Source organism: Bradyrhizobium sp. Ses1 (assembly GCF_059512365.1).
The window spans coordinates 128,223-153,994 of the sequence record NZ_JCAMOQ010000003.1 but is presented as its reverse complement, the minus strand read 5'-3'; the positions used below and the strand labels follow the sequence as shown (position 1 = coordinate 153,994).

The following is a 25,772-nucleotide window of genomic DNA, read 5'->3' as shown; positions in this document are numbered from 1 at the left end:
TATGCCGAGCTTCGCCATGCGCAACCCCATCGACCTCGACCACAAACACAGCCGCGCCATTGTTCGAGAGATCGGCGAGAGATTGCGTACGTTGCTAAAACCAGAGCCTGAATTGCCACCGAGCGTCAGAACGCAAATCAACCGGCTCAGACAATTGGAAAATCAGGCACCATCGATCATTCCAGCCGCCGAGCATTGGGGCAAGCCGGGCCGTTAAGCTGCGTTGGGGCAGCACCAACGACTCGGCGGAACGGGGGCCAGCAATGCCATCGGTTAAGCTTCGTGCATCAAAAATTTTGAATGAATTCGGTGAGGCACAATCCGAACTGATCGGCATCGCCGTCGTCCTCACGAACGGAAAGGCCGGCGAGGTCGAGAACGTTTGGTTAGATGAGTTGCACGGGCTGCGGATTTCCATCAAAGGCCATGATGGGAAATGGCCCGTCTCAACCATCAAATTCCCGGAAGACTAGTCTAACAACGGCCCTTTGTGGGACGCGCTCCCTGACATTGTCGCCCTTCGTCATTGTCCTCGCATTGCGCTCGGCTGAGTTCTTCGGCGAGCCCGATGAGAAGCCCTTCGGGCCCGCGGATGTAGCAGAGCCGATACGCATCTTTATACTGAACGACTTCGCCCATAAGCTGCGCGCCGCGATTGCGGAGCCTTTCAAGCGTCTCATCAATGTCGTCCACGGCGAACATGACGCGGAGGTAGCCTAGAGCGTTAACCGGCGTTACGGTGATCCGCAGCGGGAGGCGGCGTGAGGAAGCGGGATAGCTCGAGCCGGCCGAGGCCGTCCGGCGTGCGCATCATGGCGATCTCGACGCGCTGATCGCCCAGTCCAGTGACACGTCCGGCCAATTCTCCTTCGCTCGTGGCTCGCCCTTCGAGCTGAAGCCCGAGCTCGCGAAAGAAATCCCCGAGGTCATCGACGAGGATTCCTACGTTGTCCATCCGTTTGAGCGCCATGTGGCCAATCTAGAAGGTGTCGCCTAGGCCGCAAACCGATACGACAAACGCGCCGACAATTTCCTTGCTGCCATCAGAACATTCCGATCAGGATGAAGACGCTGACCCGATTAAAAACGTGGTCGACGTGATGGCAACTGTCAGGAACACATCGCCGGCTGAGAAAGGATTCATTATCACCTCGCATCCGGCGAAGCCCCCCATCAATGCGCATGGGCTACAAAGGTTTCGGTTCCAGACATGGAAGATGCGAGCGGCAGACCTATCGCATTTCGAGCTCTTTGATTGCCAGAGCCGAAATTTGTGCGGGGTCCTTGATGCCGGATTGCGCGATCTTGATGATGTTCCTCGCGATCATTTCCGTTAGAGGATCATCGCGATCCTTGACGTTTAGCGTCTGCAACGCGCGCTCATAAGCCGCTGTGATGCGGCTGAACTTTTCCGGCTCCACGACGGAGCTTTGCAACAGTCGATAGATGGCCAATTCTCACCGCCCAAGCCCCGCCGGGGGAAGCACAGGAACCTTGTACACGGTCGAAGAACTACGGACGCTATTGTGTCACGACCTATCAGGAAGCGATCCGCGCATTATTCCGGGCAATCAATCGGTACATTGGACAGACTAGCGGCATGGAAAAGGAGCGGTCCCGGCTGGGGGCAATGCTGAGACCGCTCCTCTCGGGACATGACACGAGGCCGTCACACATGTCGGTGCAAGCGGCCGCGGGCACTCCCCGTCGCCGGCATGGCGCTGAGCTTCAGAACTTCACGCATGCTTGCGCCGCCGCTTGACCAACCAATAGACGCCATAGCCGACAGCGAGCATCGGGAGACCGGCGCCGGCGATTGGACCAGGGGCTCCGTCGACGCGGTGACCGGGCGGGTCTCGGCCGGGGGCGTTCTCGCAATTCCCGCCGCCGTTGCAGGCATTCGCTGGCAGGGCAGTCATGATCAAAGCTAGGGCAAAAAAAGCAGCGGGAATCGCAGATACAATCTTCACAGATACCTCCTGCATTCTGACCAATTCAAACTGTGTAATTAAATACGACATTTAACAATTAAATATGTTAGTTTATTAATCTGTTGGTTGCAATAAACCGAATGTTCGCAGAAATGCGCGGAAGGCGGAATATGGCCAATTTGAAACCGATCAGTTGCCCCCTTTGCGGGGCTGAGGCCCAAGACATTACCGTTGCGACGTTCGATGGACGGACGATCTGTTGCGGCTTCTGCGGCGACTATGATGTCTCCGGCACGGTGTTCGAGGCTGGGCTGCTTGACAGGTTGGATCGCAGAAGAAGGTTGGATGCGCTCGAAAGGGCGAAGGGCTCCGCTCCCTCGGGCAAGCGCCCAATGATAACAAGCCACGATCTTTAGCAGACATGCCGACCGCGCCCGCCGATCTCTTCCTCCGCCCACCGTAATCGGCGGCGACCATGTGGTCATCTGGGATGGCTTCTCGATCCGGCGTATCTACAGGAACGTACCGCAGCAGCCAGACCATCGCGGTAGCTGTGCGGACCTCGAGAGGGCCAAGGCAGTTTTCAAGGCGACTTGGCTGCGAGTGCTCCAGCAGCTGAGCGATGAGGACGTTGCGGAGGCCCGCAGGAATCTCGCAGGATCGAATGGGCACAAGAGATGAGGTGCAGGTCGAAGACTATCCACATTCGTGGAGGGTCATGGCCCTCTCGCAAGTGCCGTTTCGCGCCTTCAATGGTTGCGCTAATTTACCAACCGCGGCGGGGTCCGCAGGTGTTCGAATGCACATGTCGCGCGCGAGCTTTTTGTTGGCAATTCTTGTCTTGACCGCGACGTATCTGCTTGGAGCGTACAGCGGTCGCCATGACTTTTTTCCCTTTCCGGTTCTTCACGCGATGAAATCTCGACGGCTCCCGACCGCTACACATTTGACGGGACGGCTGGCATCCGGCGATCAAAAGAAAGCTATTGCCTGCCCGCAGCAGACGGAACGTACGGCCGTGCTGTTGCTAGTCGGACAGTCCAACGCCGGGAATCACGCGGGGCAGCGGTTCCGCTCGGAACACGGGGAGAGGGTCGTCAATTTCTTCGATGGACAATGCTATGCGGCCGCGTCACCTCGTTGAGATCTCACGGCGTCGGTGCGCCGGTATACGTTGCCATTGCGACCAAGTGTCTATCGGCAAGCAACGGAGGAACACGCTTCCACTCTGCCGAAAACCCGGTGGCGCGCGCTCAGTTGGGCCTTCCCGATGGCGGCGCTGATCTGAGAAGAGGAGTTAACTTAGACGCCTTGCTTGGTGATCTGGATCGGTACGACGATTGCCATTTCGGCTCTTTGGGAGAGCAGAAGGTCGCGAGAGCCTGGGCAGACCTGCTCTCGACCGCCCGCTGAGCCGGCGCCAAGAAACTGCGATCGGTGAGGCGATGAGGAGCAGCGTGCTTTCACGGAATCGGCTTAGATTGTCGAGTGGCAATTCGGACACGAGGAACGGCCCCGCGCCACCGGGTAACCGCCTTTCAAATTGGAAACTACGGCCATAACTGCTGTGGCGCGATTTCATGACTAGGACGCTTCTATCGCTCTCGCCTCCGTCGCAGCGGCTGCCATCCGGCTCTATTCCACCTCGCACGAATAGAGCTCGGCGTGCTCGATGTTGTCGTGCCCGCGCATATCCATAAGCTGCCGAGATCATCATCGCGCATAAAGCAAAATATGCGCCGCTGCTCGATCGCCTCGAGCAGGAGCTTGCCGCGATCAAACGCCGACGACCCGGTCAGCCGTGCGCCGGCGCCTTCACTTCCTACGGTCTGTAGGTGCCGGAGTCGTCGCCGCCGACCAATCCGCCCCGGTTGTTCGGGCCGCCGCCTGCACCGCGGCTCCAACCGTAGCTGCTCCCACCGTAGTTGTTCCAACCGGGGTTGTTCCAGCCGTAATTGCTCCCATTGTAGTTCATAGAGGGCTGCGTCCGGGCGTAACTACCGGAATGCGTCCTGGCGCCTGACTTATGATGCTTCGTGTATGCAAGTGCGAACGTACTTGAGAGCGCGAACACAGAAGCCAGTGCTATCGTCGCAAGTTTCATGGTCGTTCTCCCTTGGGTTAGCAAATTCAATGCGCCCCCCGTCTAGGACGGCGTACGCAGCGCGCGCATCCGCCTCGCAAGAGGATGTCGGAACTGGCGTGTCTGCCTATGCATGTTCGGCAGATCGCGGCCTCGTGATCGAGGTCGCGACTGTACGAAGGCCATGATCGTTCCAGCAACGACGGATCGAAATCCTGGATACCGCGTTCTCGAGCATTTTCTACCTGCCACCCTAAGAGGCGCGGGTGAGAAAGATCGGCAGCCCACGCTTGTTGGAATAGAGAGGACGGTAGCGCTGCGTGTTGTATGTGCTGGCGACGTCCAGTTTGCGCGGTCCGAGCCTGGCGTCAGGGATCGGCACGAGGTCATAGCGGCCCTCGACCAGCGCCGACATGAGGCCGGTCTTGCCTTCCAGGATAGCATCGTAGGCCATGTTTCCAAAAGTCAGGGCGACCAGCTTGTCGATGAAGTCAGGATCGCCCGAACGCAGGTCGTAGGTGAGATCAGAGACGATGGTCTCCTCGCCGGCGCGCCGCTTGATCTCGTCGGCAAGCGCTTCGGCCACGCTCGCCTTCTTGCGGTGACCGTAGGCGTCCGGTTCGCCGTATTCGTGCGCTTTGTAGCCCTCCCATTCCGCGCCTTCGCTCAACACGATCAGCGCATAGTTGCTTGGGTTGCCGCGCTTGTCCTCGATCAGCAACTGGATCAGCTTGTCGAGATCGACCTTGTACTCCGGTATCAGGCATCGGATCGAGGTCGCGTATGCTGTATAGAGTGCCGTAAAGCCGGCATCGCGGCCAAAGATGCGGAAAATGCCAACGCGCTCGTGCGAGCCGACTGTGGTGCGCTGCCGCTGGATCGCATCGCTGGCGCGGGTGATCGCCGTCGAAAAGCCGATGCAGTACTCCGTGTTGCGGACGTCGTTATCCATCGTCTTCGGGATGGCGATGATGTTGACGCCGAGTCCGTTCAGCTTGTCCGCATAGCTGAGCGTGTCGTCTCCGCCGATGGCGATCAAATGTTCGATGCCGAGCGCCGTCAGGTTCGCCAACACCTGGCCGCTGAGGTCCCAGGTCTTGGTTGCGATCCCGCCCTTGGTGCTCTCCGAGACCGGAGGGTTGCTGCCGACGAGATGATCGGGGAGCTTTTTCATTTTGGAGGGATTGGTGCGGCTCGAGTGCAGCACGGTGCCGCCGCGTCGGTCGATGATGCGGGTGTTCTCACGGCTGAGCGGAATGAGGTAGTGCGATTTGCTGGCGGGGTCGTCGAGGTTCAGGTGCGTCAGGGCTTCCCAACCGCGGCGGAGACCGACGACTTCGATGTCGTCCTCGCTGCCGCGATAGGTCACCGTCTTGATGATTGCGTTGAGGCCGGGAACGTCGCCGCCGCCCGTGAGAACACCGATGCGCTTTTTCGCCACGCTCGCCTCCCAAGATCAGGACTCGCAAATGCGCTCTCGCCGCAACTCGACGCTTCCACTGCTGCCGCCTGGCGCAGCCTACTCGGCCGCTTCCGGCTTGCGCTCCTCGCGCAGCCGAAAACGCTTCAGCAATCCGGACACGGTGTCGCGGAAGCCGCCATACTCCAGCTCGGAATAGGGCAGCATCGCAGCGCCGGACCAGCCTTGGCTGCGCATCTCGATTGCCTTGCGCTGTGCGCTCCGGCGCACCTCGTCCCACGCCGGATTGTCGAAGAAGTCGGTGTAGGACTCCGAAAAGCGGCCCTCCCTGTCGATCGAAAAGCCTGCGCAGGAAACGATCGGCAGGCAGTACATGCCAGTCACCGGGGTATTAAGCGGCACGGGCATGAGCGGCATCACGTGCGAGCCGCGCGCGTCGCCACCCACGAAGTGCGCCTTGGCGAAGGGCGAGACGATTTCCTCGGGCGCCGGGAAAATTCCCTGGTTCCTGATGATCGCGACCGGATCATCCTTGCCGGTGTACTTGCCTGCGATCGCGTGAAGACGCTGCGCCGACACTGCGGCGGCGACCTCGCCATGGGTTTGAGAGACGATGCGATCAATGCCAAAACGCTCGTTGTCGCGGAGCAGCGCGGCAATGTGGTAGTTGTCCGCGGGCGCGTTGAGTTCGATCACGCTGTCGCCGGCCGTGTCGTCCATGTCGATGATATGGAAACGGAATCCCTTGATCATTGGAGGCAGCATCAGCCCCGCGCAATACATTGGATCAGCAAAGGCAAGGTAGAGCGGCAAATTGTAGGCGCCGGGGCCGCATTTGTCGGCGGCAAACACCATGAATGATTCCGCCGGTCTCGGAGCCGAGAGGCTGTGGTCGAAGCTGAGCTCGGCGACACCAGGGCCGGCACCGCGAATGTTTCCGGAAGGTGCGTCTGCGAGAAGATCCTGGCCGGCACCGTAGAGACCGGCAGTCTTGGCAACCGAAGTGGCGGCGAGAAACGCCTTCCAGGCGAGTTGATGGACCTCGGAGCTCCCCTCGCCCCGTGTGTGCGTCATGATGATCGCGATGTCATCGCCGGTGTGGCAGATGAAGGCATCGATCAAGAGCCCATTGCAGATCGCCTTGGCGACTTCGCCCTCGACAGTTGCGATCATGCGGGAAGACGGTTTCGTGTGCCCGCCTACGGACCCAATGTCAGCCTTGATGACCGAAAGAGTAAGTCTCATGAGCATCCCCTCCCAGCAGCACAGCTCAACGCCTCGGCCACGACGCTTGCTGCGCCGGGGCGACGGCGCTGCTCATTCGCGAAAGCGAACGTCTATGTCGCAATTAGGTTCCAGCCTGGAGCGTAACAACCTCCGCACTGAGTGAGCGACCCTGCCCTTTTGGTGCAGACAGCTTGCCAACGCGGAAAGCTTTGCAGACTGGCGCCGCGCTGCAGGCACACGAGGTCGTCTTTCATCTCATGCGCGGCGGAAAGAATCCGCGCCAGACGCACGTCAAGGCCGGAAGCGATCGCACCCGCTATGACGTCTCGAAAAACCGGTTCGACCTAACCGTCGGGCATCATGTTTTTCCTGAGGACCGATCAATTGCCGCGGTGTCAGTAAGCCAATTTTGGAGGGATTTTCCTGAGGACGCGATGCCAACGAAGCTGTAGCACGCTCCGCAATAGACACCTTTTCTCGAAGTGCAAGCAGTTCAGCTCTCTGCTGTTCCAACCTGTCAACGTCGACAATCAAAGTTTGAAAATCTTTCTTCGAGCCAGCTTCGATCGAAACAGCCATAGGCGCCTCCCTTCCGAAAAAGGAGCATTGCCTCCTCTGACGATGGAGTCCACTTACCTGTGTTAGACGAACGCGAGATTTCTCTCGCGTTCGTTCAGCCGCCATTCATCTAGCCGGTCGCAGCAATCCCTTGCCTGACGGACGATTGCAGTGTGCTGACGGTTGGTCTCGCTGCTCACGCGACCGACGCCGTCGCCTCCGCCGGAGGCATTGCCGGCCGATCCTCGGCCTTTTGCTCAGATGGCCCGTGCCTGGAAGTGACCGGCTGCCCCAGGTCCGCACAGTAGTGGATGCTCGGACAGGTTGTAGCGGATGCAGGCATGTCCCCCTCCGCAGCGATCTCACACGTCGCCACCTCGCAAGCTCGGCACAGCAAGGCTTCGCTGGCGAACCGCCGCGTAGTCCCGGAAATCAATGAGCCTTTCGTCTGCCGCGGGAGGGGGCGTGCCGTTCGACTGAGGCGCGGACCTCGCGTGCGCGACGCGTGGCTTCCAACTCGGCATCCGCGACGCGTTTGCGAAGCGCAAACAGCGCCGTCACTTCGCGCTGAAGATCGAACAGGCTGGTTGTGTTGAGATAAAAATGTGCCTCCGACATGAGAGGCCCGCATGGTCGTCGCATTGGCTACGCCTCCGCTGCGAAATGCTGCTCGCTTTTCCCATGAGGCAGGGCCTTTGCAAATAACCCATGTGATTCCAGATTCCCGGAGATCGCACCCTCTAAGCACATATCCTACGACGTGCACAACGCCCGGTGTGTGCACTGTTGAACACAAGCGGTACGGGAGCGGGTCTCTAAAGCGTTTTCGAGCGCTTCATCGTCATGGCGGGACGGCTGCTGCGCCGGATCCGCATGTCTTCGGTCGCGAGATTGATGCGGAAAATTGTCGCGCCGTCTTCGACGACCTCCAGAGACCAGCTTTCACTCGGTTGCAGCGATCCCTCGATGTCGCGCACCAGCCGCAGCGCTTCCGCCCAGGCGGTTTCGGCATCCGGTAGTTCCATGCCCTCCTCGTCGTGGAAAGGCCTGAGCCCGGCAATGTGAAACTGATAGGTATGCATTTTGCGCCAACGCGAGGCGCTCCCGCTCGTTCCGCAAAAGCTTCATTGCTGATGCAGATAGGTGTCGTTGAATCCTCCGATCTCCACGAGCTTCTCGATGTCGCTCAGCTTCACCATGTTCTTCTGAATGTCGAGCACGCCTTCCGCGCGAAAGGACTGGAGAACCCGGTTGACATGGACAGCGCTTAGCCCCAGCGCCTCCGCCAGCCGCGATTGGGTGATCGGAAATTCGAACTCGTCATCGGCGGCCAGCCCCATTGCGGTCAGCCGCTGGCGGAGTTCGGCAATGAGATGGGCCATGCGTCCCGCGGCCGTTCTCGTGCCCAGGCTCACGATCCACTCCCTGAAGACAGCCGCGTCCACCAGCGTTTCACGCCAGAGCGCCTGCGCGATCGACGGCCGCGCCTCGATGAGCTGATGGATGGAACGATGCTCGATGAAGCCGACCCGAGCGCGCGACAGCGTCACCAGATCATGGTCCATGCGATCAAGGAAAAGCCCCTGCAGGTCCGGCAAGTCGCCTGCGGGGTGGAACGACAGGATCTGTCGCTTGCCGTTCTCCGCCACCTTGGCACGATAGGCAAACCCGCTCAGGATCACGCAGCAATGCGTCGCGTGTTCGCCTTCGCTAATGACGACTGTCTCTTCCGGAAATTCCTTTACCTGAACACGCAAGGAGCGGAGCGCCGAGACATCATCCTCGCTCAATTTGGAATTGACCCGCAGCCTGCGGATCATCATTTCGCTGGGCATTGTCCAAACCAAAGGCAGGTGCAATTACAACAAGGCGCGAGAGCTGTCGCACTTTTGCCCCCTCAGCGTTAAGACCAAAAGCCTACCCCTCCTCGCCGGGGTTAGCGAGTCCTGTTCTCGACCTGCTTGGGTCGGGTTGCGCTGCCGCGAACCTGCGCGCTATGCTTCGGTTTCGAAGGCTGAGGCTCCCAGGCGGGCGATCACCTAATGATCGGCCGATTCCTCGTTACGGACAGGCTGGTGCTCGACGGCCAGTGTTCGGTAATGCGCCGCCATCTCGCGGTAGTGCGCCCGCGAAATCGGATCCTTCGCCTCCTCGGCGCGCCGCTCGAACATTTCCGCTCGCTTCCGCAGTTCCATAGCGTCGGCCATCGATCCTCCGCCATTCCGCTCATTGGACCTGATCAAGATATGGTCGCGACGTGCGGCCAACACCAGAGAGACAAGGATTACAGTCGGTTCACAATTAGCGCGGCTTGCTTGCCTGAGGCTGCGGCGTGCTGCCGCGAGCTGCGTCCGGAACGGCACGGCCCGAGCGATCTGAAGCCGCCGTCACCAGGTGATGCGGAAGCCGCCGGTGCCCTTGTAGCTGTGGTTCTCGCCGGCGTCTTCGAGGCTCGCGCGATAGGTGATTTCGCCGAACACGGCGTAGCGGCCGCTCGCCCAGCTATAAGTGCCGCCGCCGATGCTGCCCCACAGCCGGTCGTTCGCATTGGCGAAGCCTGCGCCGGCGACATCGATCCTGGTGCCCTTGAGGAACTCGCAGTGCAAATTGCCGATCGCGTAGACGTCGGAGCGCACGATGCCCGAGCCGTCGTTCCAGATATTTTGATGATTGAGTAATAGCCCGGCGCGGCCGAGCAGGCTGTCTGCATTGGCGAGCGAGACGAGCGCGCCGAAGCGATCGGCGAAGGCATCGAAGTCGACCTTCTCATTCTCTCCGTGCGGTCCGATTGCAGTCGAACCAGCATAGCCCCAATGCATTCGCGCATCGTCCCTCAGCCCCTACGGCGCGCTCTGCCAACGGCAGGTTGCAGTCCCGCCCGTGTTCGCGGATTGCGAAATGTTATCGACTGTTACGCTAAGTGACTCTCATTTATCCGGCAACAACGCTGCGTGTTGTTCGCGAACAACGCGCGGTGTGCTTTCGATGCAACGTGAGCGCGATGAAAATTAACGGATCGAAAACGAACTGCAGCGCGCAATGCGCATGTGTGCATCACACCCGGATTAGCGACTGGCGACGCGCGATCCGTCAGGCCGCTCGGCGGTCTCCTGGGGCTTGATGCAGCCTTTGCAGATCACAAGCTTGCTGGCGAGCTTGCGATCGGCATCTTCGTCAGAAACCTGCTCGCCCTCATCCGCCGCTGGCTCGATCGCCTGAGCCACGCTGGCTGAATGCCTGGGCGCTCGCCGCGGCGCGTTCGGATCCTCGCCCGCCCCATCCCAGGCGAACGTTCTCGGTCCGGTCGAAGCCGTATTCGTCACGCCATATTGCGCGCAGGCACCAAGCGCGAGCGGAAGAAGCAGGATGGCGATCCGGCAGGCCGGGTTCCGAACATGACGCATGGCGATACTCTGATACAACTGATGCTGCGAGCTAAGTGCAGAATGGCTAACAAATCGTTTTAGCTAGATGCCCATTGATCAGAGCGAAAAGATGGCCGAAGCGGCGATCGACATCGCTGAGGGCGATGGAGATCGCTAAAGCGATAGAGATCGCTGAGAAGAAAGAATGCGCAAGCCAGTGAGGAGCAGCCTTTGAGCTCCCTGCTCTTCCTACCGACGGCGCGCGATCTCCGCGGTTGATACGACGAACTCGGTGAGCACACCGTCCCGGCTCATCGGCATCAAGCGCGCCTCGACATCGCGCAGCATCGGCTCGACCTTCGCGCCCAAGACGGCCGGCGAGGACGACGAGAAGGTCAACATGCGTTGCGCCAGGTCAGCCACGCTGGTCTCCTTCACGCTCTCGACCCGGATCTCTTCAGTGGCCTGAAATGTGGTGCCTTGCAGCAGCGAGGAAAGCTCGCGATGCACGCGCTGCCCCGAACGCGACTCGGACCATAGGTCTTTGTCCGACCAGTGACGCCGCGCAGCGGTGTATTCCTCGAGCCACACATTGCGCCCGTCCCTCACAGAGGAGGATGCGCATATGGCCACGACGCCACCCGGCGCCACCAGCCGTTCGAACAACGGGCCCAAGGTGCTCTCGTCCAGCCAATGGAGCGCTCGTCCGATGGTGACGAGATCGAAGCGTCCGATGCTCTCCGGCAAGTCCTCCGCCCTGCCCTCGACCAGCGTCACGTCCCGTCCGGCCTGCTTGGCCGCCTGCCGCGCCGCCGCCAGCATGTTCGGCTCGGGATCGACGGCGACAATGCGTCCGACATAGTCCGCAAAGCCGAGCGCGAGCAGGCCCGGCCCGGTGCCGATATCGATCAGCGCATGTTGCTTGGTGAGCGCCAGACGCTGGGCGACCTCACGGAAGAACGTGGGCGGATAAGGCGGCCGGAATTGCTCATAGAGGTCAACCGTCGTTGCAAAACGTCCCATTCCGTGGGCCCAATCATCGAGGTCATCGAACGGCGTACAGCGAAACTAACCCGCTGCAGCGGCGCTTCACCTTAAATTTGGATTACATTTCACGGGCTCACCGTTGTCAGAAGCCGTCGGCAAACGAATGTATACGCGTGCGGTCCGTGAGTGAGCTGATCAGCCGCAATTCCAGATCGGGCCGATCGGCGTCCGCGTCCAGCAAGGGCCGAAGCTGCCGCCATTGTAGCGGCCGCCGTAGAATCCGGGCCGGCCGAAATAATGCCAGTCGCCATCCCACCCGTAATAGCGTGGCACCGGATCGATGTACCAATGGCGCCGGTCGCGGCGCGCCATGCGCGAAGCCAAAGCTTTCTGCTTGAAAAGCGGAAGACTGTTGTTCGGTGGCTGCTGATAGCCCGGAAGGAAACCGTAGCCGTGCCAGCGTGGCGGCGTTCGTTTATGAACCGGCGCAGCCGGCGCTACGACCGGCAGCAGCGACAGGACGATGGCAATCGACAGACACATCAGGCGCGACATGAGCATAACATAGACGTCCGGCTGCTCGGAAGCGACTCAAATCCGAGTGCATGGTTGCTCCCGACTTTCTCGCATCGATTCGATGGTGATGCTGAAGCAACAAAATGGTAACTGGAAGACTGGAGCTCTCGAACGACCGCTGGGACGCGGGATCAACTTTCAGATCTTCGTCGATTCCGTGGCCCCTCTTCTCGATGCACTGAAGCGAGAGAAATGGCCTCTCTTCAGAGAGTGTCATGACGCCTGGTATCGGATCGCAGGAGAAGAGCGCGGCAACAGGCAATTCCTGGTGCAAGACCATGACGGCTACCTCCTGCGTTTCGCACAGGATTTGGGAAGCAGGTAATCACCTCTCGAACGGCACCAGTTGGACCGGCCATGTTGAAGGAATTCGATCGCGAGATCTGGACTGCAGATGGACCCGACGTATCCGTAGCCGGATTTCATTATCCCACCCGGATGGCCGTCATCAGACTGTCAGACGGAGGTCTCTTCATCTGGTCGCCGATAGAGCGCAGCGATAGCCTGCGGGCGGATGTCGATGCCATCGGTCAGGTGCGGCACATCGTTGCTCCCAATTCACTTCATCACCTGTTTCTTCCACAGTGGAAGCGCGCCTACCCTGACGCCAAGGTCTACGCCCCGCCAGGATTGCGAAAGAAGCGCGAGGACATCGTCTTTGATGCTGACCTCGAAAGTGTGCCGAGCCCGGATTGGATCGAGGAGATCGACCAGGTCCTGATGCACGGCAACCTGATCACGACGGAGGTGGTGTTTTTTCACATCAAGAGCGGGACCGTGCTGTTTACCGATCTGCTCCAGCAGATTCCGGCCGACCGCAATTCCGGCTGGCGGGCCATGGTCGCGAAGCTGGATCTCATGGTAGGGCCCGAGCCGTCGGTGCCGCGCAAGTTTCGTGTCGCCTTCACCAACCGCCGCGCCGCGCGAAAGTCTCTGGACTACATTCTGGCATGGCCAGCCGAAAAGGTGCTGATGGCCCACGGGACACCGGTGGAAAAGGACGCGCGAGCGTACCTGCGCCGTGCGTTTGGGTGGCTGACCGCGTGATCTGCAGCGTCGGAGCCACGAAGACGTTCACGTTCAAATTCAGAAAGGTTCGCAAATTCAGAAAGGTTCGCAAATTCAGGAAGGTTCGCGTGTTAGCTGCGCGATAGGTCGCGTCTGACGACCCCTGCAACACGATTCAAAACAGAAGAAAGGTCCCGATCAGGATGCCTGCAGCAAAGGACCAAAGTCCCAAGGTGCAGGCTGAAACAACGCGGACAAGGTTGCGGAGCTGCTCCTCGTGCTCCTCCTCTGCGGTCTTAGGAAGATGAGCCGTCATTGGCGCTGTCTTGCCCATGCTTTGCCCGGCATTCCCGGGATTTACGCCCCCAAATCATGGTGAAGGCGGGGCAATTGCGCGCCGCTGCGATGCCGTTTTTGTGATCAGGCGTGGGGCCAAGCCGCAGCGGAAGCGGCGGCGAAGTCTTGCTTCAGCGGGCCAAGAAGGTCCGCTTGGGGTCATGGTAGCCGCCCAGTAGATCGTCCGGCACGTTGCCGAACGCGCGCAGCACGGTCGTCGTCGATTCCGGATAGCCGACGCGGACGAACGCGACGGCTCCGGCATGGCCCAGGATCTGCCAAAACCCTTTCGCGCGCTCGATGGCCGCCGCAGGGCTCGCGCATTTGAAAGGCTCGCCGGCGACGAGACCATCGTCGGTCAGGTCGAATGGCATGGCGACAAAGAGAGTGATCTCGCCCATGGCCGTCTCCCCGATTATTTCGCTGCCCGTCTGATGGGGCTGATCGCGCATTGAAAGCAAGTTTGGGTCTTCCTGGCTTGCGCCAAATCAAAATGGCCTCGCCACTCCGTCATTTATGCCGTTTGGTCCGCGCAGACCAGAGGTCGGCCCTATCGCCTGTCCGACGGGAAACACGCCCCGGGCAGCGCCGGCTTTCCCTGGCGCGCGGCGTATGCGAGCCTGCGTGGAAAGAAACCATCAACGGGTGCATCCGCCATGCCCGATCCAGACCTGCCCGTCGACGGCGCGCGCGTTCTTGCCGATCTCAATGCGCTCCGCGCCATCGGCGCCTACAAGACCGGCGTGCACAAGCCGACCTTTTCGGAGCCGCATATGCGCTCGATCGCGTGGCTTGCCGCAAAGCTCCCGGAAGCCGGCCTCGCTCCCACGATCGACGGCCTCGGCAACGTTCTCGGCACCAGCGCAAAACCTGGCTTGAGGCTCCTGGCCGGCTCGCATCTCGAAAGTCAGAATTTCGCCGGCTGGCTCGATGGACCGCTCGGCGTCGTCTATGCGCTCGAAGCCGCCCGCGTCCTCAATCCCGACGCGAGCCTCCAAGGTGCCGTCGAGGTTGCCGCCTGGTGCGACGAGGAAGGACATTTCGGCCATTTCCTCGGCAGCCGCTCCTATGTTGGCGCCGTCACGGACGCCGAGATCGACGCCGCCTGCGACCGCAGCAATGGCCGTCCCATGCGTGATGCGCTGGCGAACGTCGGGCTTGGCGGGCGCCCGCGCGTCACCGCCGAGCGCGGACGGCACGTCGGATATCTCGAAGCCCATATCGAGCAAGGCAGGACACTCGAAGACAGCGGCCTCAAGATCGGCGTCGTCACCTCCATCGTCGGCATCTGGCAATATCGCATCACCTTCACCGGCGAGCAGAACCATGCCGGCACCACGCGGATGTCGATCCGCCGCGATGCCGGCCTTGCGCTCGCCAAGTTCTGCGTCGCGATCGACGATAGCTTCCCTGCCCTGTGCGGACGGCGCACGGTATGGACCACCGGCCGCATCACGCTCGATCCCGGCGCGCCCAGCATCATTCCCGGCCGCGCCGAAATGCTGTTCCAGATGCGCGACGACGATCCGAGCATGATCGAACGTCTGGAAGCGCATTTGCGCCGCATGGCCGCCGAGGTCACGGCGGCAGGCCGCTGCAGCGTCGAGGTCGAGCGCATCCGCACCGGCGCGCCGGCGACGATGGATGCCGCGTTCCAGGACGCGATCGAAGCCGCGAGCGCACGCTTTGCCGATGGCAAGTCGATCCGGATGCCGAGCGGCGCCGGCCATGACGCCCAGGTCCTCGCCACCATCATGCCATCAGCCATGCTGTTCGTGCCCTCGATCGGCGGCATCAGCCATCACTGGAGCGAGAACACCGACGACGCCGACATCGTCACGGGGGCGAAGGTGTTTGTCGATGCGTGCCGGCGCTTGCTGGTGCGGTGAGCGCGCGCCACAGGCTTCCCACTCTCCGTGATTCCGGGGCGCGCGCAGCGCGAACTATGATGTGCAATTGCACATCAGAGAATCCATTCGTCCATTTGCGCAAGCAGCAAATGGATTCCAGGCTCGATGCTTCGCATCGCCCCCGAATGACAGCCCCCGTCATTGCGAGCAGAGCGAAGCAATCCATGCTTCTGCTTGCGGTGCTATGGATTGCTTCGCTCCGCTCGCAATGACGATGTGGTTGGCTTGAGTGCGACATAGCAACCCGACGGGCAAATCACCGAAAGTCTGTCCAGCCCTTACGGAAAAAACATTCCGCTTCCGTCGTCGGGCAAATCAGTGATTTAACTCCGCGCGTCTCACCCGAAAGAGGGGCGGCTCGCGATCGTCACGAACGTTGCGGTGAGATGCGGTGGACGCGGGGTTCACGACTGACGAGCGTGGCATTCGCGGACGGCGAAGTCGTGTGGTCCTGGCGCCCCGACGCTGGCGCTAAGTTCGTGCGAACAAGTTCGCACTAGACGATGGTGGCAAGAAAGCCCGGTCACCAGGGAGAGCGCGAAGGAAACCGTAACACCATCGCGCAGGGAAAGCCGGAATGCTTCGGTTGAACCTGTGGTCCTACCCCCGTGCTTTTTGTTGCACGGGACCCATGGGTGCAACCAGCGCCCGGCTTTCCCTGCGCCCTCTGTGTTTCGAGGAGGGTGGAAAGTAAACCAAAGCTCGGACGCATGGCGCCGCGAGAATGCGAACTCACATCCTCTCACCAAACTCTACCGTCATGCCCCGCCACCGGGTCTCGCCTTTTGGCGAGCTCGATGACAGGCTCCGGCGGGGCATCCAGTATCCGGCGTCCTGTCAACCGCTCTACCCATCCTACGGACTGCGGGATCCCGGCTCGACACCGGAAACGACCGACCGTGCCATGCGACAAAAAGCCGTGAATGTGGCGGGCCGAACCCATCGCAAAGCGGTTACGTTGCCTTGCCAAGCGCTGGCTTTGTGGCCATTTTCCTTACTCGTACCCGGTTTTGATTACCCGCAGATGCTATTGCTCGAGTCTCTCCCAACCGTCATCGGTGCCGCCGCCATTGCGCCGGCGCTTCTGATGCTCTGGCTCGTCATCGCCGCCGACGAGCGCCCGGGCCCGCCGGGACAGGTCTGGCTCGCTTTCGTGCTCGGCGCGGCCAGCATCTCGCTGCTTGGGCTGGTGCGCGCGCCGTTCAACGCATTGCTGGCGATACCGGAAAACCCCTGGATGACGTTGGTGGTGCGCTCGCTGTTCGGCGTCGCCCTCCCTGAAGAGATCGTGAAGATCGCGGTGATCATCGCCGTGTCGTCCCGGCGGCGGCGCGCCTCCGCCGACCCGATGGATCCGGTGGTCTACGGCGCCGCCGTAGGGCTCGGTTTCGCCGCCTATGAGAACCTCGCCTACCTGGTCCAGCACGCCGAGATGTGGCGCGCGCTCGCCGTGCTGCGCAGCGTGCTCACGGTGCCGTTTCACGGCGCGCTCGGCATCATCGCCGGCGCCTATGTCGCGATCGCACGCTCCGGCACCGCGCTCGGCGCGCACCGCAAGAACCGCGCCTGGGCGCGCTTGTCGAGCTGGGGCATGGTGCTGCTCGCCCCGGTCTTGCTGCATGCCGCGTTCGACTTCCCGCTCCTGACCCTGCAGCGGGGCGGCGATCTCGGCTCCACGCTGCGGATGGTCCTGGGCTCGGCGAGCGTCCTGATCGGGTTCAGCTCGATCGGCTTCGCCATCCGCCTGATCTACCGGGTCGGCCGCCATCATGCCCCGCGCACCGCGCTCGCGCGTGAACGGCTGAGCCAGTTGCGGCGGATGTGGGCCGTGCTCGTCCTCGGCAGCGGCGCCGGCTTTCTCGGGCTGGCCTTCGTGCTGACGTCGATCCGTCGCTGGCTGATCAATCCCGAGCACAATGCGGCGGCGATCCTGGTCCCGGTCGCGGCGATCTCCATTGTGATCGGTATAGCGCTGCTGATCGCGACCACCGCGATTTACATCTTCGGGCGAAATCGAATTCGCACGACGTCGGAGGGCTTTTCGTCGGCGCCGGGGCCGGGCTAATCTGATATAATCAGAACCGGACACGCTCTAGGATCGCGTGCAATCAGGCACCCGCCGGGAGAGCTGCGATGACCCTTCCAGATAACCTCGACAAGCTGCAGTCCGAAGTGAACGCCACGGTGAAGGCGCATTGGAAGGCCTTCCTGTTCGAAGGCATCCTGCTCGTGGTTCTTGGCCTCGCCGCGTTGATCGTGCCGGCCTTCGCGAGCCTCGCCGTGACCATCTTCCTCGGCTGGCTGTTCCTGATCTCCGGGATCGGCGGATTGATCGTCACCTACTGGGCGCGCGAGATGCCGGGCTTCTGGTGGTCGCTGATCTCGGCGGCGCTGGCCGTGCTCGCCGGCCTGATCCTGCTGGCGCGGCCGATGCAGGGCGTGCTGACGCTGACCATCGTGGTCGGAGCCTATTTCGTCGCCGAGGGCGTCGCCACCATCATGTATGCGCTGGAGCACCGGCGCGAATTGACCGGGCGCTGGTCGTGGCTCCTGATCGCAGGGCTGATGGACATCCTGATCGCCTTTATCATCGTCGCCGGCCTGCCCGGCTCGGCGGAATGGGCGCTTGGGCTCCTGGTCGGCCTCAATCTGTTATTCGGCGGCGCCAGCCTGATCGGCATGGCGCTCGCCGCCCACAGCACCGACCCGTGATTTTGAGCGTTTTCGAGCGAAGTGGATACCGGTTCGCGTAAAGAAAACGCGTCAAAATAAGAAACTGAAGATCGGTTCTGATTGAATCAGAACCGAATCTTTGGAGGTGACAAGGCGGAATCCTTCCGCTATAGACCCAGCCATGATCAACGCTGCCACCAGCTATTTTTGGTACTTTAGCTACGACAGCTCGCTGGCGGCGGGAGGATCGCGCTCAATTTAGTGAAATTGCAGCAAGACGTCCGAACAGCCGCCAGACCTGGCGGCTTTTTTGTTGGCCGGCAGGTTCAAAAATCAAAAGGAGCCCGCCGTGTTGAGTACCACTGACGATCTTCGCATTAGAGAACTGAAAGAGCTGAGTACGCCCGAAGAGGTGATGCGCGAGATCCCGCGCACCTTGACGGCGACGCGGGTGGTGATGGCGGCGCGCAACGCCATCCACGCCATCCTGAACGGCAAGGACGACCGCCTCCTGGTTGTCGTCGGCCCCTGCTCCGTCCACGATCCCGAAGCGGCCATCGACTACGCCGAGCGCCTCGCCACCTTGCGCGAGACGCTGTCTGACCGGCTCGAGATCGTGATGCGGGTCTATTTCGAGAAGCCGCGCACCATTGTCGGATGGAAGGGGCTGATCAACGATCCCAACCTCGACGGGAGTTTCGACATCAACAAGGGCCTGCGGCTCGCCCGCAGCGTGCTCTCCGCCGTCAACAATCTCGGCCTGCCCGCGGGCGCCGAATTCCTTGATATGACGACGCCGCAATACATCGCTGATCTCGTGAGCTGGGCCGCAATCGGCGCGCGCACCACCGAAAGCCAGATCCACCGCGAGCTCGCCTCCGGCCTGTCCTGCCCCGTCGGCTTCAAGAACGGTACCGACGGCAATGTGCGCATCGCCGCCGACGCCGTGAAATCGGCCTCCCACCCGCACCATTTCATGGCGGTGACGAAAGGAGGACGCTCGGCGATCGCGGCGACCAGCGGCAATGAGGACTGCCACATCATCCTGCGCGGTGGCCGCGCGCCGAACTATGATGCGGCGAGCGTCGATGCTGCAGCAAGCGAGCTGGCACGCTCAGGCGTCAACCAGCGCATGATGATCGACGCCAGCCACGCCAACAGCAGCAAGAAGCCGGAGAACCAGCCGCTGGTCGTTGCCGACATAGCCGGTCAGGTTTCCGGCGGCGAGACGCGCATCATGGGCGCGATGATCGAAAGCAACCTGGTCGCCGGGCGGCAGGACGTGGTGCCGGGGGTCGCGCTCACCTACGGTCAGAGCATCACTGACGGCTGCATCGATTGGGAGACGACGGTCTCCTCGCTCAACGTGCTTGCCGATGCGGTCGAGGCACGCCGCAAGGCAGAGCGCCGCGATGTCCGGGAACGGTTGGCCTAGACGCTTGTGGCTACGGGCCGCTGGGCGACGCAACGCCCGGCGGCTCGCCTCAGCAACCCCTGCAGATGCTCTTGATCTTGCGATCAAGGGCAGCATCTTCCTTGTTCACCGGATTGTTCGGGTCGTTGATATTGCTCTCGCCCGGCACATCGCCGCGGCGCGGCTGACGGTGGCCGACCGGCGCTTCCGGAATCGGCCTGGTCTCGGGAGTGCTTTTCGGCACTGTCGTGGTTCCACCCTGCGCAAAGGCAGGCGCACCGATCAGGGTCACAAGTGCCATCGACAAGATTGTTTTCCGCATCCTGATTCTCCTGCCTCTCGACACACTTTATCGCGCCCGTTCAGGCGCGTCGATATTACTGCATCTGCGCTCACACCTTAGGTGGATAGAGATGCACGTCACCGCAATAATCGACGACACGGTAGCGTGTTTCATTAACTCCTTCACGCTGCGAGAGATTGTCCTGCGTCAAATAGCCCGGCCCGATCGGCGCTTTGCCGTGGCCGCCGGGAATGTCGAGCACGTAGTCGGGCTGGCACAGGCCCGAGACGCGGCCCCGCAACGATCGCATCAGTTCCTGCCCCTCCTCGATGGTCGTGCGCAGATGCGCAGTGCCGGGCGCGAGATCGCCATGGTGCAGGTAATAGGGCTTGATCCGGCATTCGACGAAGGCCCGCATCAAGCCCTCTAATGTGGCGGCATCATCGTTGATACCCTTGAGCAGCACGGTCTGGCTCACCAGGGGAATGCCGGCATCCGCCAGCCGCGCGCAGGCGGCGCGCGCTTCTGGCGTCAGTTCGCGCGGATGATTGGCGTGGATCGCAACCCAGGTCGTCGCGCCCTCCACACGCAGCGTGCGGACCATCTCTGGATTGAGACGGGCCGGATCAGCCACCGGCACGCGCGTGTGCAGGCGGATGATCTTCACGTGATCGATGGCAGCGAGATCGGCCATGATCTCGGCGAGCCGCCGCGGCGACAGCATCAACGGATCGCCGCCGGTCAGGATCACCTCCCAGATCTCCGGCTGCGAGCGGATGTAGGAGAGCGCATCGCGGTAGGCGTCCTCCGACAGCGCCGTCGCCTTCCCCGGCCCGACCATCTCGCGGCGGAAGCAGAACCGGCAATAGACCGCGCAGACGTGCACGAGCTTGAATAACACCCGGTCCGGATAACGGTGCACGATGCCGGGAACAGGCGCATGCGCATCATCGCCGATCGGATCGGCGTTCTCGCCGGGATGCGTCACGAGTTCATCCGCGGCGGGGATGAATTGCCGCGCGATCGGATCGTTCGTATCATTCGGGTCGATCAGCGCCGCAATGTCAGGCGTCACCGCGATCGCGTAGCGCGCGGCGACCTGCTCCAGATCGGCAAGCGCCTCCTGCCGCGCAAGGCCGCGCTCGATCAGTTCGGCGGGCTGGCGCAGGGTTGCGGCCAGCTTTCGATCGATCCGGTTCATGTCTCTCCTGCCGGCGGCGTCCACACCACCTGGTCGATCCTTAGCGCGCCGCTTGCCAGCATCACCAGCCGGTCGAAGCCGAGCGCGACGCCGCTCGCCTCAGGCATCTCGCCGACGGCGGCAATAAAATCCTCATCCAGCGGATAACGCTCGCCGTAGCGACGCTCTTTCTCGTCCATCGCCGCAGCGAAGCGGCGGCGCTGCTCGGCGGCATCGGTCAGTTCGCCAAACCCGTTGGCGAGTTCGACGCCGCAGGCATAGACCTCGAAGCGCTCGGCGACGCGCGGATCGGACGGTTCCGCGCGCGCCAGCGCAGCTTCCGGAATCGGATAGTCGGACAGCACGGTCAGGCGCCCCAGACCGAGATGCGGCTCGACGTGTTCGACCAGGACCTTGCTGAAAATATCCGACCAAGTGTCATCCTCGGCAATCCGTACCCGTTCCCGCGCCGCATCCGCTAGCGCCGCGCGGTCACCCTCACCGTCAACGACGGTCGCCAGGAGATCGATCCCGGCAAAGCACTCGAAGGCGGACGAGACCGTCAGCAGTTCAGGCACCCCGCCGATCTCTGCGGTCTTGCCACGAAACGAGAATTGTTTGATGCCCGTCGCGTGCGCGGCCTCGGCGATGATCAAGAGGGTGTCGGCCACCACGGCGTCGATATCATCATTGGCGCGGTACCATTCCAGCATGGTGAACTCGGGCAAATGGAGGTCACCGCGTTCACGGTCGCGGAACACGCGCGCGAACTCGAAGATCTTTGTTTCACCCGCCGCGAGTAGCTTCTTGCAGGCGAATTCGGGTGACGTGCGCAAGTAGCGGGGCACGCGGCTGCAATCGGCCCGCGTCAACTCCGTGCGCGGCGCATGCAGATGGGTCTCGTTGCCAGGCGAAATCTGCAGGATGCCGGTCTCGACTTCCAAGAATCCCCGCCCCTCAAACCAAGCCCGCACCGCCTTCGTCACAGCGCTCCGCGCCTCGAGAAACGGTTTTCTGTCGGCGTGCCGGGCTGGATTCCACCAGGGGGACGGGCGGTTGACGCCGCTCATGGCTGCGCTCCTGCCAAAGGACGCTTCACGCGATGCGTCGGGTTATCCATTAACAAGTTGAGAAAATCGGTAAATCTCATTGAAATCGCTCGATTTCCTCGACGTCCGGCGACCCCTTGATGCCTGACGGTGAATGTGTTGTCCATAGAGCGGGGCGGCACCACGTTCCGGCCCGCCGTTCGCGCGGTTGACACCTCGTAGAGGACGCCACACCTGTCAGCAACCTGCCGAAACCGGCCGCAAAAGGCTGGCATCTCGGGGGCAAATCAGTATGTTGCAGCCCGAAACTGCCGCCAGGCCGCCGAGCGCATCAGCCGAGCCGAGCCGGCGGCCGAACCATTCAGGAAAACCACTTTGAGAGTCATCGCCAGTTCCATCCGCAAGGGCAACATCATCGAGCAGGATGGCAAGCTTTACGTTGTCCTTTCCGCCGAAAACATCCATCCCGGTAAGGGAACCCCGGTCAGTCAGATCGAAATGCGTCGCATCGGCGACGGCGTGAAAGTCTCCGAACGCTACAAGACCACCGACCAGGTGGAGAAGGCGACCGTCGAGGATCGCAACTTCAACTACCTCTATGAGGACGCCGACGGCTTCCATTTCATGAATGGCGAGACCTACGACCAGGTCCAGGTGTCGAAGGACATCGTCGGGTCATCCGCGCCGTATCTGCAGGAAAACATGACCGTGAAGCTCTCGATGCATGAGGGCAATCCGGTCGCGATCCAATTGCCGCAGCGCGCCACCCTGGAGGTCGTCGAGACCGAGCCGGTGACGAAGGGCCAGACCGCCTCCTCCTCCTACAAGCCGGCCGTGCTGTCGAACGGCATTCGCACCGCTGTGCCGCCGCATATCTCGACCGGCACGCGCATTGTGGTGATGACCGAAGACGGCTCATACGTCGAACGCGCGAAGGATTAGCCGATCGAGCTAAGGGGGTACCGCGCCGGGGGACGACGCGTTGAAGGTGAAAGCTGTCTGCTTTGTGGCACCTTGGCTGGCAGCTTTCGCGTCGCTTCTCGCCAACCCCCTCGCCGCTTCTGCCGACGAATTCCGTAGCCCTTCGATCTCGGCCGTGCGCGTCGAATGGCGTGCGGTGCTCGATCAGCTTCGCGCCGAGATCAATAGCCAGCCTTCGATCGCTGCGAACTTCACATTTGCGAGCCAGCGCCGCGTACCTTCATACGATCCGCGCTCACGGCCCGCGCTGGTGCAATTGAACGCGATCACCTCGCAGCTATTCCCCGGCATCGGCCGCAGCCCGATCCCGGTGCTCTTGCCGTTCGATACCGCAACCTATCTCGAAGCGCGGCGGAGCGGCACGCCGGAGAGCTTGTCCGTGTCGCGCTATCAGGCGGACTTCCGTCCGGCCGATCTCTTCCATGCAGGAGCGGCCGGTTATGATACGATGTTCACACTCGAGCCGGGCGCAGGCAACGCAATGCCGGAGCGGACTTACGCAAGACCGATCGAGGTGCATATCACCGGTTCGCTGCTGCTCTATGATCTCAACGATCGGCTCGGCGGCAAAGGCGAACCGGTCAAATCGCTTTCGGCGCAATATCCTGATATCCGACGCTTCATCCGCGAAGGCTATGTACGCTATGCCTTCACCCGCTTCGGCGTACCCTATGTGGTTTCGATCCACTGCCTCGATAGCACGCCGCGGCTGCGACGGCTGGCCTGCCGCGAGGCCTATCCGGTCGCCGAACGCTTCCTGAAGGCGCTGCGCATCGCCGGCGGCCAACCCTCGCGGCTGCGGCGGGACATCGCCTCCGTGAGCGCCGAACGGCCGGCCGCCGTTTCACCTGAGTTCACCTATCGGCCAAGCGGCGACATCGTCGCCAACAGCGGTTACCACAAGCAGGGTGGCCGCACCGACCTGACCGCGTATTCGCAGATCCGCTTCCCCTTGGCGAAGGCACCGGCCTTCATCCATTCGCAATCGTTCGGCAGGCGCGCCGACCAATATCCTTGGCAGGACAGCTTTTGCGAGGCGCGCAGTTTCGAAGTCGGCCAGTGCGCCAACGGCTTTGGCCACCAGGGGCAGGATATCCGCCCGGGCCCCTGCCCGCGCGACAACGAAAGCGGAGAACCCTGCGATCCCAAGCGACAGGCGATCGTTGCTGTGCGCGATGGCGTCGTGATCCGTTCGCGAGGCCAACAGGGGGCGACGCTGCAGGTCAACACCCAGACCGAGCATATTCGCTTCCGATACATGCATATGACCCCGTCGGCGATGGATGCGGACAGCCTTCTCAACGGACACCGCGTCATGGAAGGCGAAAAGATCGGCGTGGTCTCGAATTATCTCGATCATCCCAACGGCACCACGCGCCACCTGCATTTCGACGTGCAGGTGTTCACGCGCGACGGTTGGCTCTGGGTCAATCCCTACACCACGCTGGTCTCAGCCTATGAACGCCTGATCCGCGGCCGCGGCCGTGAGATCGGCCCAGAACCGCCGGCAGCGGCCGCGGTGGCGCATGCGCAGCCGGAAGACGTGATCCAACGTCTCGATCCGCAGGAAGGCGGCGGCAACTAGACTCGAATCGTAGGCGGACAAGGGCGCTGGAAGATTTCGCGTGCGGGGCACGCTCTTTCCACGTCATTGCGAGCGAAGCGAAGCAATCCGTTTCGCCACTTGTGGAGGCGTGGATTGCTTCGCTTCGCTCGCAATGACGGCGTTAGGCCTCCGTTACTCAATGAGTGTCGTAAGCTGCGCGCCCTCGTCGGCTACGAATACGGCAATCAACTCCGCCGGCTCCGTGTTGCTTGCATTGGCTGAGACCAGGTGCGTCGAACCCGGCGGCTCGAAGAAGGATTGACCGACCTTGAACGTCTCAAGCGCTCCGCCGCCGAGTTGCGAGCGGATTTCGCCCTTGGTGATGTAGGCCGTCACCGAGCCGGCATGCCGATGCGGGCGCGTGAAACCGCCGGGGCCGTAGAACACGCGCACGATGGTGACACGCTTGCCCGGCACGTTTGGCAGCGCGTACGAGCCGATCGGCTCAACCTTGTCGAGCGGCGATCCCTCGGCGGCGTTCGCGCAAAGCGGCGCGATGGCGCCGGATACCGTGTCCATCATCGCCGGCAATGTCCTTGCGGTGACCAAGGCACAGGCAAGACCCGCAATAACCGCGAGCGAAATGGGCCGTGTCGATGCGAAAGGAGTTGTCGCGAGCATCGATGCCATGTTGTTCTCCTTTGGAGAAAGACGTTATTCGCCCCTTTGCCTTCCCTATTCACGACGCGGCTGCGCCGACCGAGGACGGCTTTCGCGCCGGCGGCGTCCAGCGATAGGCGACGCCATACCTGTTCCAGACGTTGATCGCCGCGATCGCCGAGGTGAGATAGCTCAGTTCCGGCTCGGAGAATTCCGCGCGCGCTTCAGCATAAACCTCGTCGCTCACGCCGTCGCCGAGTTTCGTCAGCGCTTCGGTCCATGCCAGCGCAGCGCGTTCTCGCGCGGAAAATTGCGGGGCCTCGCGCCAGACCACGACGAGGTTGAGCTTGTCGGCCGATATGCCGAGGCTCTCGGCCTGCAGGATATGAAACTGCACGCAGAAGGCACAGCCGTTGATCTGCGAGGCGCGCAGCTTGACCAGTTCGAGCAACTGCTTGTCGAGCCCTGCCTTGGCCGCCTGACCCAGCGCCCGCACCGCATCGTAGACATCGGGTGCAAGCTTCTGAAAGTCAGCGTATTCGGCTCTCGCGTGTGACATCAGTTTCGCCTCATGTTATCAGTATG

29 protein-coding genes and 1 pseudogene are annotated in these 25,772 nt (G+C 61.8%); 11 read left to right on the top strand and 19 right to left on the bottom strand.

All coding sequences use genetic code 11. The features are described from left to right. Window positions 1–16: 16 nt before the first annotated feature. Both AC5ZG5_RS05965 and AC5ZG5_RS05960 read left to right on the top strand, forming a co-directional pair. Complete coding sequence (locus AC5ZG5_RS05965; protein WP_245474690.1) at window positions 17–217, top strand: hypothetical protein; 201 nt, start codon at window positions 17–19, stop codon at window positions 215–217. Window positions 218–263: 46 nt separating this feature from the next. Next, on the top strand, window positions 264–473 hold the full coding sequence (locus AC5ZG5_RS05960; RefSeq protein WP_130225686.1) for a PRC-barrel domain containing protein: 210 nt from the start codon (window positions 264–266) through the stop codon (window positions 471–473). A gap of 73 nt (window positions 474–546) precedes the next feature. Here AC5ZG5_RS05960 and AC5ZG5_RS05955 read toward each other — a convergent pair. Both AC5ZG5_RS05955 and AC5ZG5_RS05950 read right to left on the bottom strand, forming a co-directional pair. Beyond that, window positions 547–970 (bottom strand): annotated as a pseudogene (locus AC5ZG5_RS05955) (VOC family protein); the annotation flags it as partial. 262 nt (window positions 971–1,232) lie between these two features. Continuing rightward, a complete protein-coding gene (locus tag AC5ZG5_RS05950; protein WP_456641571.1) occupies window positions 1,233–1,454 on the bottom strand; it encodes a hypothetical protein in 222 nt (73 codons plus the stop codon). Window positions 1,455–2,613: 1,159 nt separating this feature from the next. On the opposite strand from AC5ZG5_RS05950, the gene AC5ZG5_RS05945 reads away from it, so the two are divergent. Beyond that, complete coding sequence (locus AC5ZG5_RS05945; RefSeq protein WP_456641570.1) at window positions 2,614–3,075, top strand: hypothetical protein; 462 nt, start codon at window positions 2,614–2,616, stop codon at window positions 3,073–3,075. Between the two features lie 678 nt (window positions 3,076–3,753). Here AC5ZG5_RS05945 and AC5ZG5_RS05940 read toward each other — a convergent pair. From AC5ZG5_RS05940 to AC5ZG5_RS05890, 11 genes are all read right to left on the bottom strand, one after another. After that, window positions 3,754–3,906: a hypothetical protein gene (locus tag AC5ZG5_RS05940; protein WP_165435190.1), complete on the bottom strand. Its 153-nt coding sequence runs from the start codon at window positions 3,904–3,906 to the stop codon at window positions 3,754–3,756. 361 nt (window positions 3,907–4,267) lie between these two features. Beyond that, window positions 4,268–5,455, bottom strand: a complete 1,188-nt coding sequence (locus AC5ZG5_RS05935; protein ID WP_028168586.1) for a 6-phosphofructokinase — start codon at window positions 5,453–5,455, stop codon at window positions 4,268–4,270. A gap of 78 nt (window positions 5,456–5,533) precedes the next feature. Beyond that, window positions 5,534–6,679 carry a fructose-1,6-bisphosphatase gene (locus tag AC5ZG5_RS05930; RefSeq protein ID WP_456641569.1) on the bottom strand — a complete coding sequence of 382 codons (1,146 nt, stop codon included), beginning with the start codon at window positions 6,677–6,679 and terminating at the stop codon, window positions 5,534–5,536. Window positions 6,680–6,952: 273 nt separating this feature from the next. Further along, on the bottom strand, window positions 6,953–7,240 hold the full coding sequence (locus tag AC5ZG5_RS05925; protein ID WP_456641568.1) for a hypothetical protein: 288 nt from the start codon (window positions 7,238–7,240) through the stop codon (window positions 6,953–6,955). Window positions 7,241–8,034: 794 nt separating this feature from the next. Beyond that, window positions 8,035–8,301: a DUF6894 family protein gene (locus AC5ZG5_RS05920; protein ID WP_456641567.1), complete on the bottom strand. Its 267-nt coding sequence runs from the start codon at window positions 8,299–8,301 to the stop codon at window positions 8,035–8,037. Between the two features lie 42 nt (window positions 8,302–8,343). Continuing rightward, the gene (locus AC5ZG5_RS05915) at window positions 8,344–9,054 is read right to left on the bottom strand and encodes a Crp/Fnr family transcriptional regulator (protein WP_130225679.1); all 711 of its coding nucleotides are present in this window, start codon (window positions 9,052–9,054) and stop codon (window positions 8,344–8,346) included. Window positions 9,055–9,258: 204 nt separating this feature from the next. Next, window positions 9,259–9,426, bottom strand: a complete 168-nt coding sequence (locus AC5ZG5_RS05910; protein ID WP_155255580.1) for a hypothetical protein — start codon at window positions 9,424–9,426, stop codon at window positions 9,259–9,261. 180 nt (window positions 9,427–9,606) lie between these two features. Further along, window positions 9,607–10,038 (bottom strand): autotransporter outer membrane beta-barrel domain-containing protein, encoded by a 432-nt coding sequence (locus tag AC5ZG5_RS05905; protein WP_130225678.1) that lies wholly within the window; start codon window positions 10,036–10,038, stop codon window positions 9,607–9,609. A 246-nt stretch (window positions 10,039–10,284) separates the two neighbouring features. Then, window positions 10,285–10,623, bottom strand: a complete 339-nt coding sequence (locus AC5ZG5_RS05900) for a hypothetical protein (protein ID WP_456641566.1) — start codon at window positions 10,621–10,623, stop codon at window positions 10,285–10,287. Between the two features lie 210 nt (window positions 10,624–10,833). Then, complete coding sequence (locus AC5ZG5_RS05895; protein ID WP_456641565.1) at window positions 10,834–11,607, bottom strand: class I SAM-dependent methyltransferase; 774 nt, start codon at window positions 11,605–11,607, stop codon at window positions 10,834–10,836. Between the two features lie 159 nt (window positions 11,608–11,766). After that, the gene (locus AC5ZG5_RS05890) at window positions 11,767–12,126 is read right to left on the bottom strand and encodes a hypothetical protein (RefSeq protein ID WP_456641564.1); all 360 of its coding nucleotides are present in this window, start codon (window positions 12,124–12,126) and stop codon (window positions 11,767–11,769) included. A gap of 82 nt (window positions 12,127–12,208) precedes the next feature. Between AC5ZG5_RS05890 and AC5ZG5_RS05885 the strand changes: the two genes are divergently transcribed. Further along, window positions 12,209–12,472 (top strand): VOC family protein, encoded by a 264-nt coding sequence (locus tag AC5ZG5_RS05885; RefSeq protein WP_456641563.1) that lies wholly within the window; start codon window positions 12,209–12,211, stop codon window positions 12,470–12,472. A gap of 32 nt (window positions 12,473–12,504) precedes the next feature. Next, entirely contained in the window at window positions 12,505–13,194 is a 690-nt protein-coding gene (locus AC5ZG5_RS05880) for a DUF4336 domain-containing protein (RefSeq protein ID WP_456641562.1), read from the top strand. Between the two features lie 428 nt (window positions 13,195–13,622). Here AC5ZG5_RS05880 and AC5ZG5_RS05875 read toward each other — a convergent pair whose 3' ends face one another. Next, the gene (locus tag AC5ZG5_RS05875) at window positions 13,623–13,892 is read right to left on the bottom strand and encodes a hypothetical protein (RefSeq protein WP_456641561.1); all 270 of its coding nucleotides are present in this window, start codon (window positions 13,890–13,892) and stop codon (window positions 13,623–13,625) included. A 255-nt stretch (window positions 13,893–14,147) separates the two neighbouring features. Here AC5ZG5_RS05875 and AC5ZG5_RS05870 point away from each other — a divergent pair, with 255 nt between their 5' ends. The 4 genes from AC5ZG5_RS05870 (at window position 14,148) to AC5ZG5_RS05855 (ending at window position 19,509) form a co-directional block, all read left to right on the top strand. Further along, window positions 14,148–15,380 carry a Zn-dependent hydrolase gene (locus tag AC5ZG5_RS05870; RefSeq protein ID WP_456641560.1) on the top strand — a complete coding sequence of 411 codons (1,233 nt, stop codon included), beginning with the start codon at window positions 14,148–14,150 and terminating at the stop codon, window positions 15,378–15,380. A gap of 1,045 nt (window positions 15,381–16,425) precedes the next feature. Next, window positions 16,426–17,466: a PrsW family intramembrane metalloprotease gene (locus AC5ZG5_RS05865; RefSeq protein ID WP_130229830.1), complete on the top strand. Its 1,041-nt coding sequence runs from the start codon at window positions 16,426–16,428 to the stop codon at window positions 17,464–17,466. A 68-nt stretch (window positions 17,467–17,534) separates the two neighbouring features. After that, complete coding sequence (locus AC5ZG5_RS05860; protein ID WP_028167863.1) at window positions 17,535–18,113, top strand: HdeD family acid-resistance protein; 579 nt, start codon at window positions 17,535–17,537, stop codon at window positions 18,111–18,113. 310 nt (window positions 18,114–18,423) lie between these two features. Next, window positions 18,424–19,509 carry a 3-deoxy-7-phosphoheptulonate synthase gene (locus AC5ZG5_RS05855; RefSeq protein ID WP_456641559.1) on the top strand — a complete coding sequence of 362 codons (1,086 nt, stop codon included), beginning with the start codon at window positions 18,424–18,426 and terminating at the stop codon, window positions 19,507–19,509. A gap of 49 nt (window positions 19,510–19,558) precedes the next feature. Here the strand turns inward: AC5ZG5_RS05855 and AC5ZG5_RS05850 are convergent, their stop codons facing one another. The 3 genes from AC5ZG5_RS05850 to epmA all read right to left on the bottom strand — a co-directional run bounded on the left by AC5ZG5_RS05850 (window position 19,559) and on the right by epmA (window position 22,021). After that, window positions 19,559–19,810 (bottom strand): hypothetical protein, encoded by a 252-nt coding sequence (locus AC5ZG5_RS05850; protein ID WP_130229828.1) that lies wholly within the window; start codon window positions 19,808–19,810, stop codon window positions 19,559–19,561. 70 nt (window positions 19,811–19,880) lie between these two features. After that, on the bottom strand, window positions 19,881–20,972 hold the full coding sequence (locus AC5ZG5_RS05845; protein WP_456641558.1) for a lysine-2,3-aminomutase-like protein: 1,092 nt from the start codon (window positions 20,970–20,972) through the stop codon (window positions 19,881–19,883). Next, complete coding sequence (epmA, locus tag AC5ZG5_RS05840; protein WP_456641557.1) at window positions 20,969–22,021, bottom strand: EF-P lysine aminoacylase EpmA; 1,053 nt, start codon at window positions 22,019–22,021, stop codon at window positions 20,969–20,971. Before epmA ends, AC5ZG5_RS05845 begins: the two co-directional genes overlap by 4 nt. A 354-nt stretch (window positions 22,022–22,375) precedes the next feature. On the opposite strand from epmA, the gene efp reads away from it, so the two are divergent. Next, window positions 22,376–22,942 (top strand): elongation factor P, encoded by a 567-nt coding sequence (gene efp / locus AC5ZG5_RS05835; RefSeq protein ID WP_027578243.1) that lies wholly within the window; start codon window positions 22,376–22,378, stop codon window positions 22,940–22,942. 46 nt (window positions 22,943–22,988) lie between these two features. Beyond that, the gene (locus tag AC5ZG5_RS05830) at window positions 22,989–24,566 is read left to right on the top strand and encodes a M23 family metallopeptidase (RefSeq protein WP_456641685.1); all 1,578 of its coding nucleotides are present in this window, start codon (window positions 22,989–22,991) and stop codon (window positions 24,564–24,566) included. A gap of 153 nt (window positions 24,567–24,719) precedes the next feature. Here the strand turns inward: AC5ZG5_RS05830 and AC5ZG5_RS05825 are convergent, their stop codons facing one another. Together AC5ZG5_RS05825 and AC5ZG5_RS05820 are read right to left on the bottom strand one after the other, a co-directional pair. Then, a complete protein-coding gene (locus tag AC5ZG5_RS05825; protein ID WP_456641556.1) occupies window positions 24,720–25,217 on the bottom strand; it encodes a cupin domain-containing protein in 498 nt (165 codons plus the stop codon). A 49-nt stretch (window positions 25,218–25,266) separates the two neighbouring features. Further along, on the bottom strand, window positions 25,267–25,746 hold the full coding sequence (locus tag AC5ZG5_RS05820) for a carboxymuconolactone decarboxylase family protein (RefSeq protein ID WP_456641555.1): 480 nt from the start codon (window positions 25,744–25,746) through the stop codon (window positions 25,267–25,269). Window positions 25,747–25,772 lie beyond the last annotated feature (26 nt).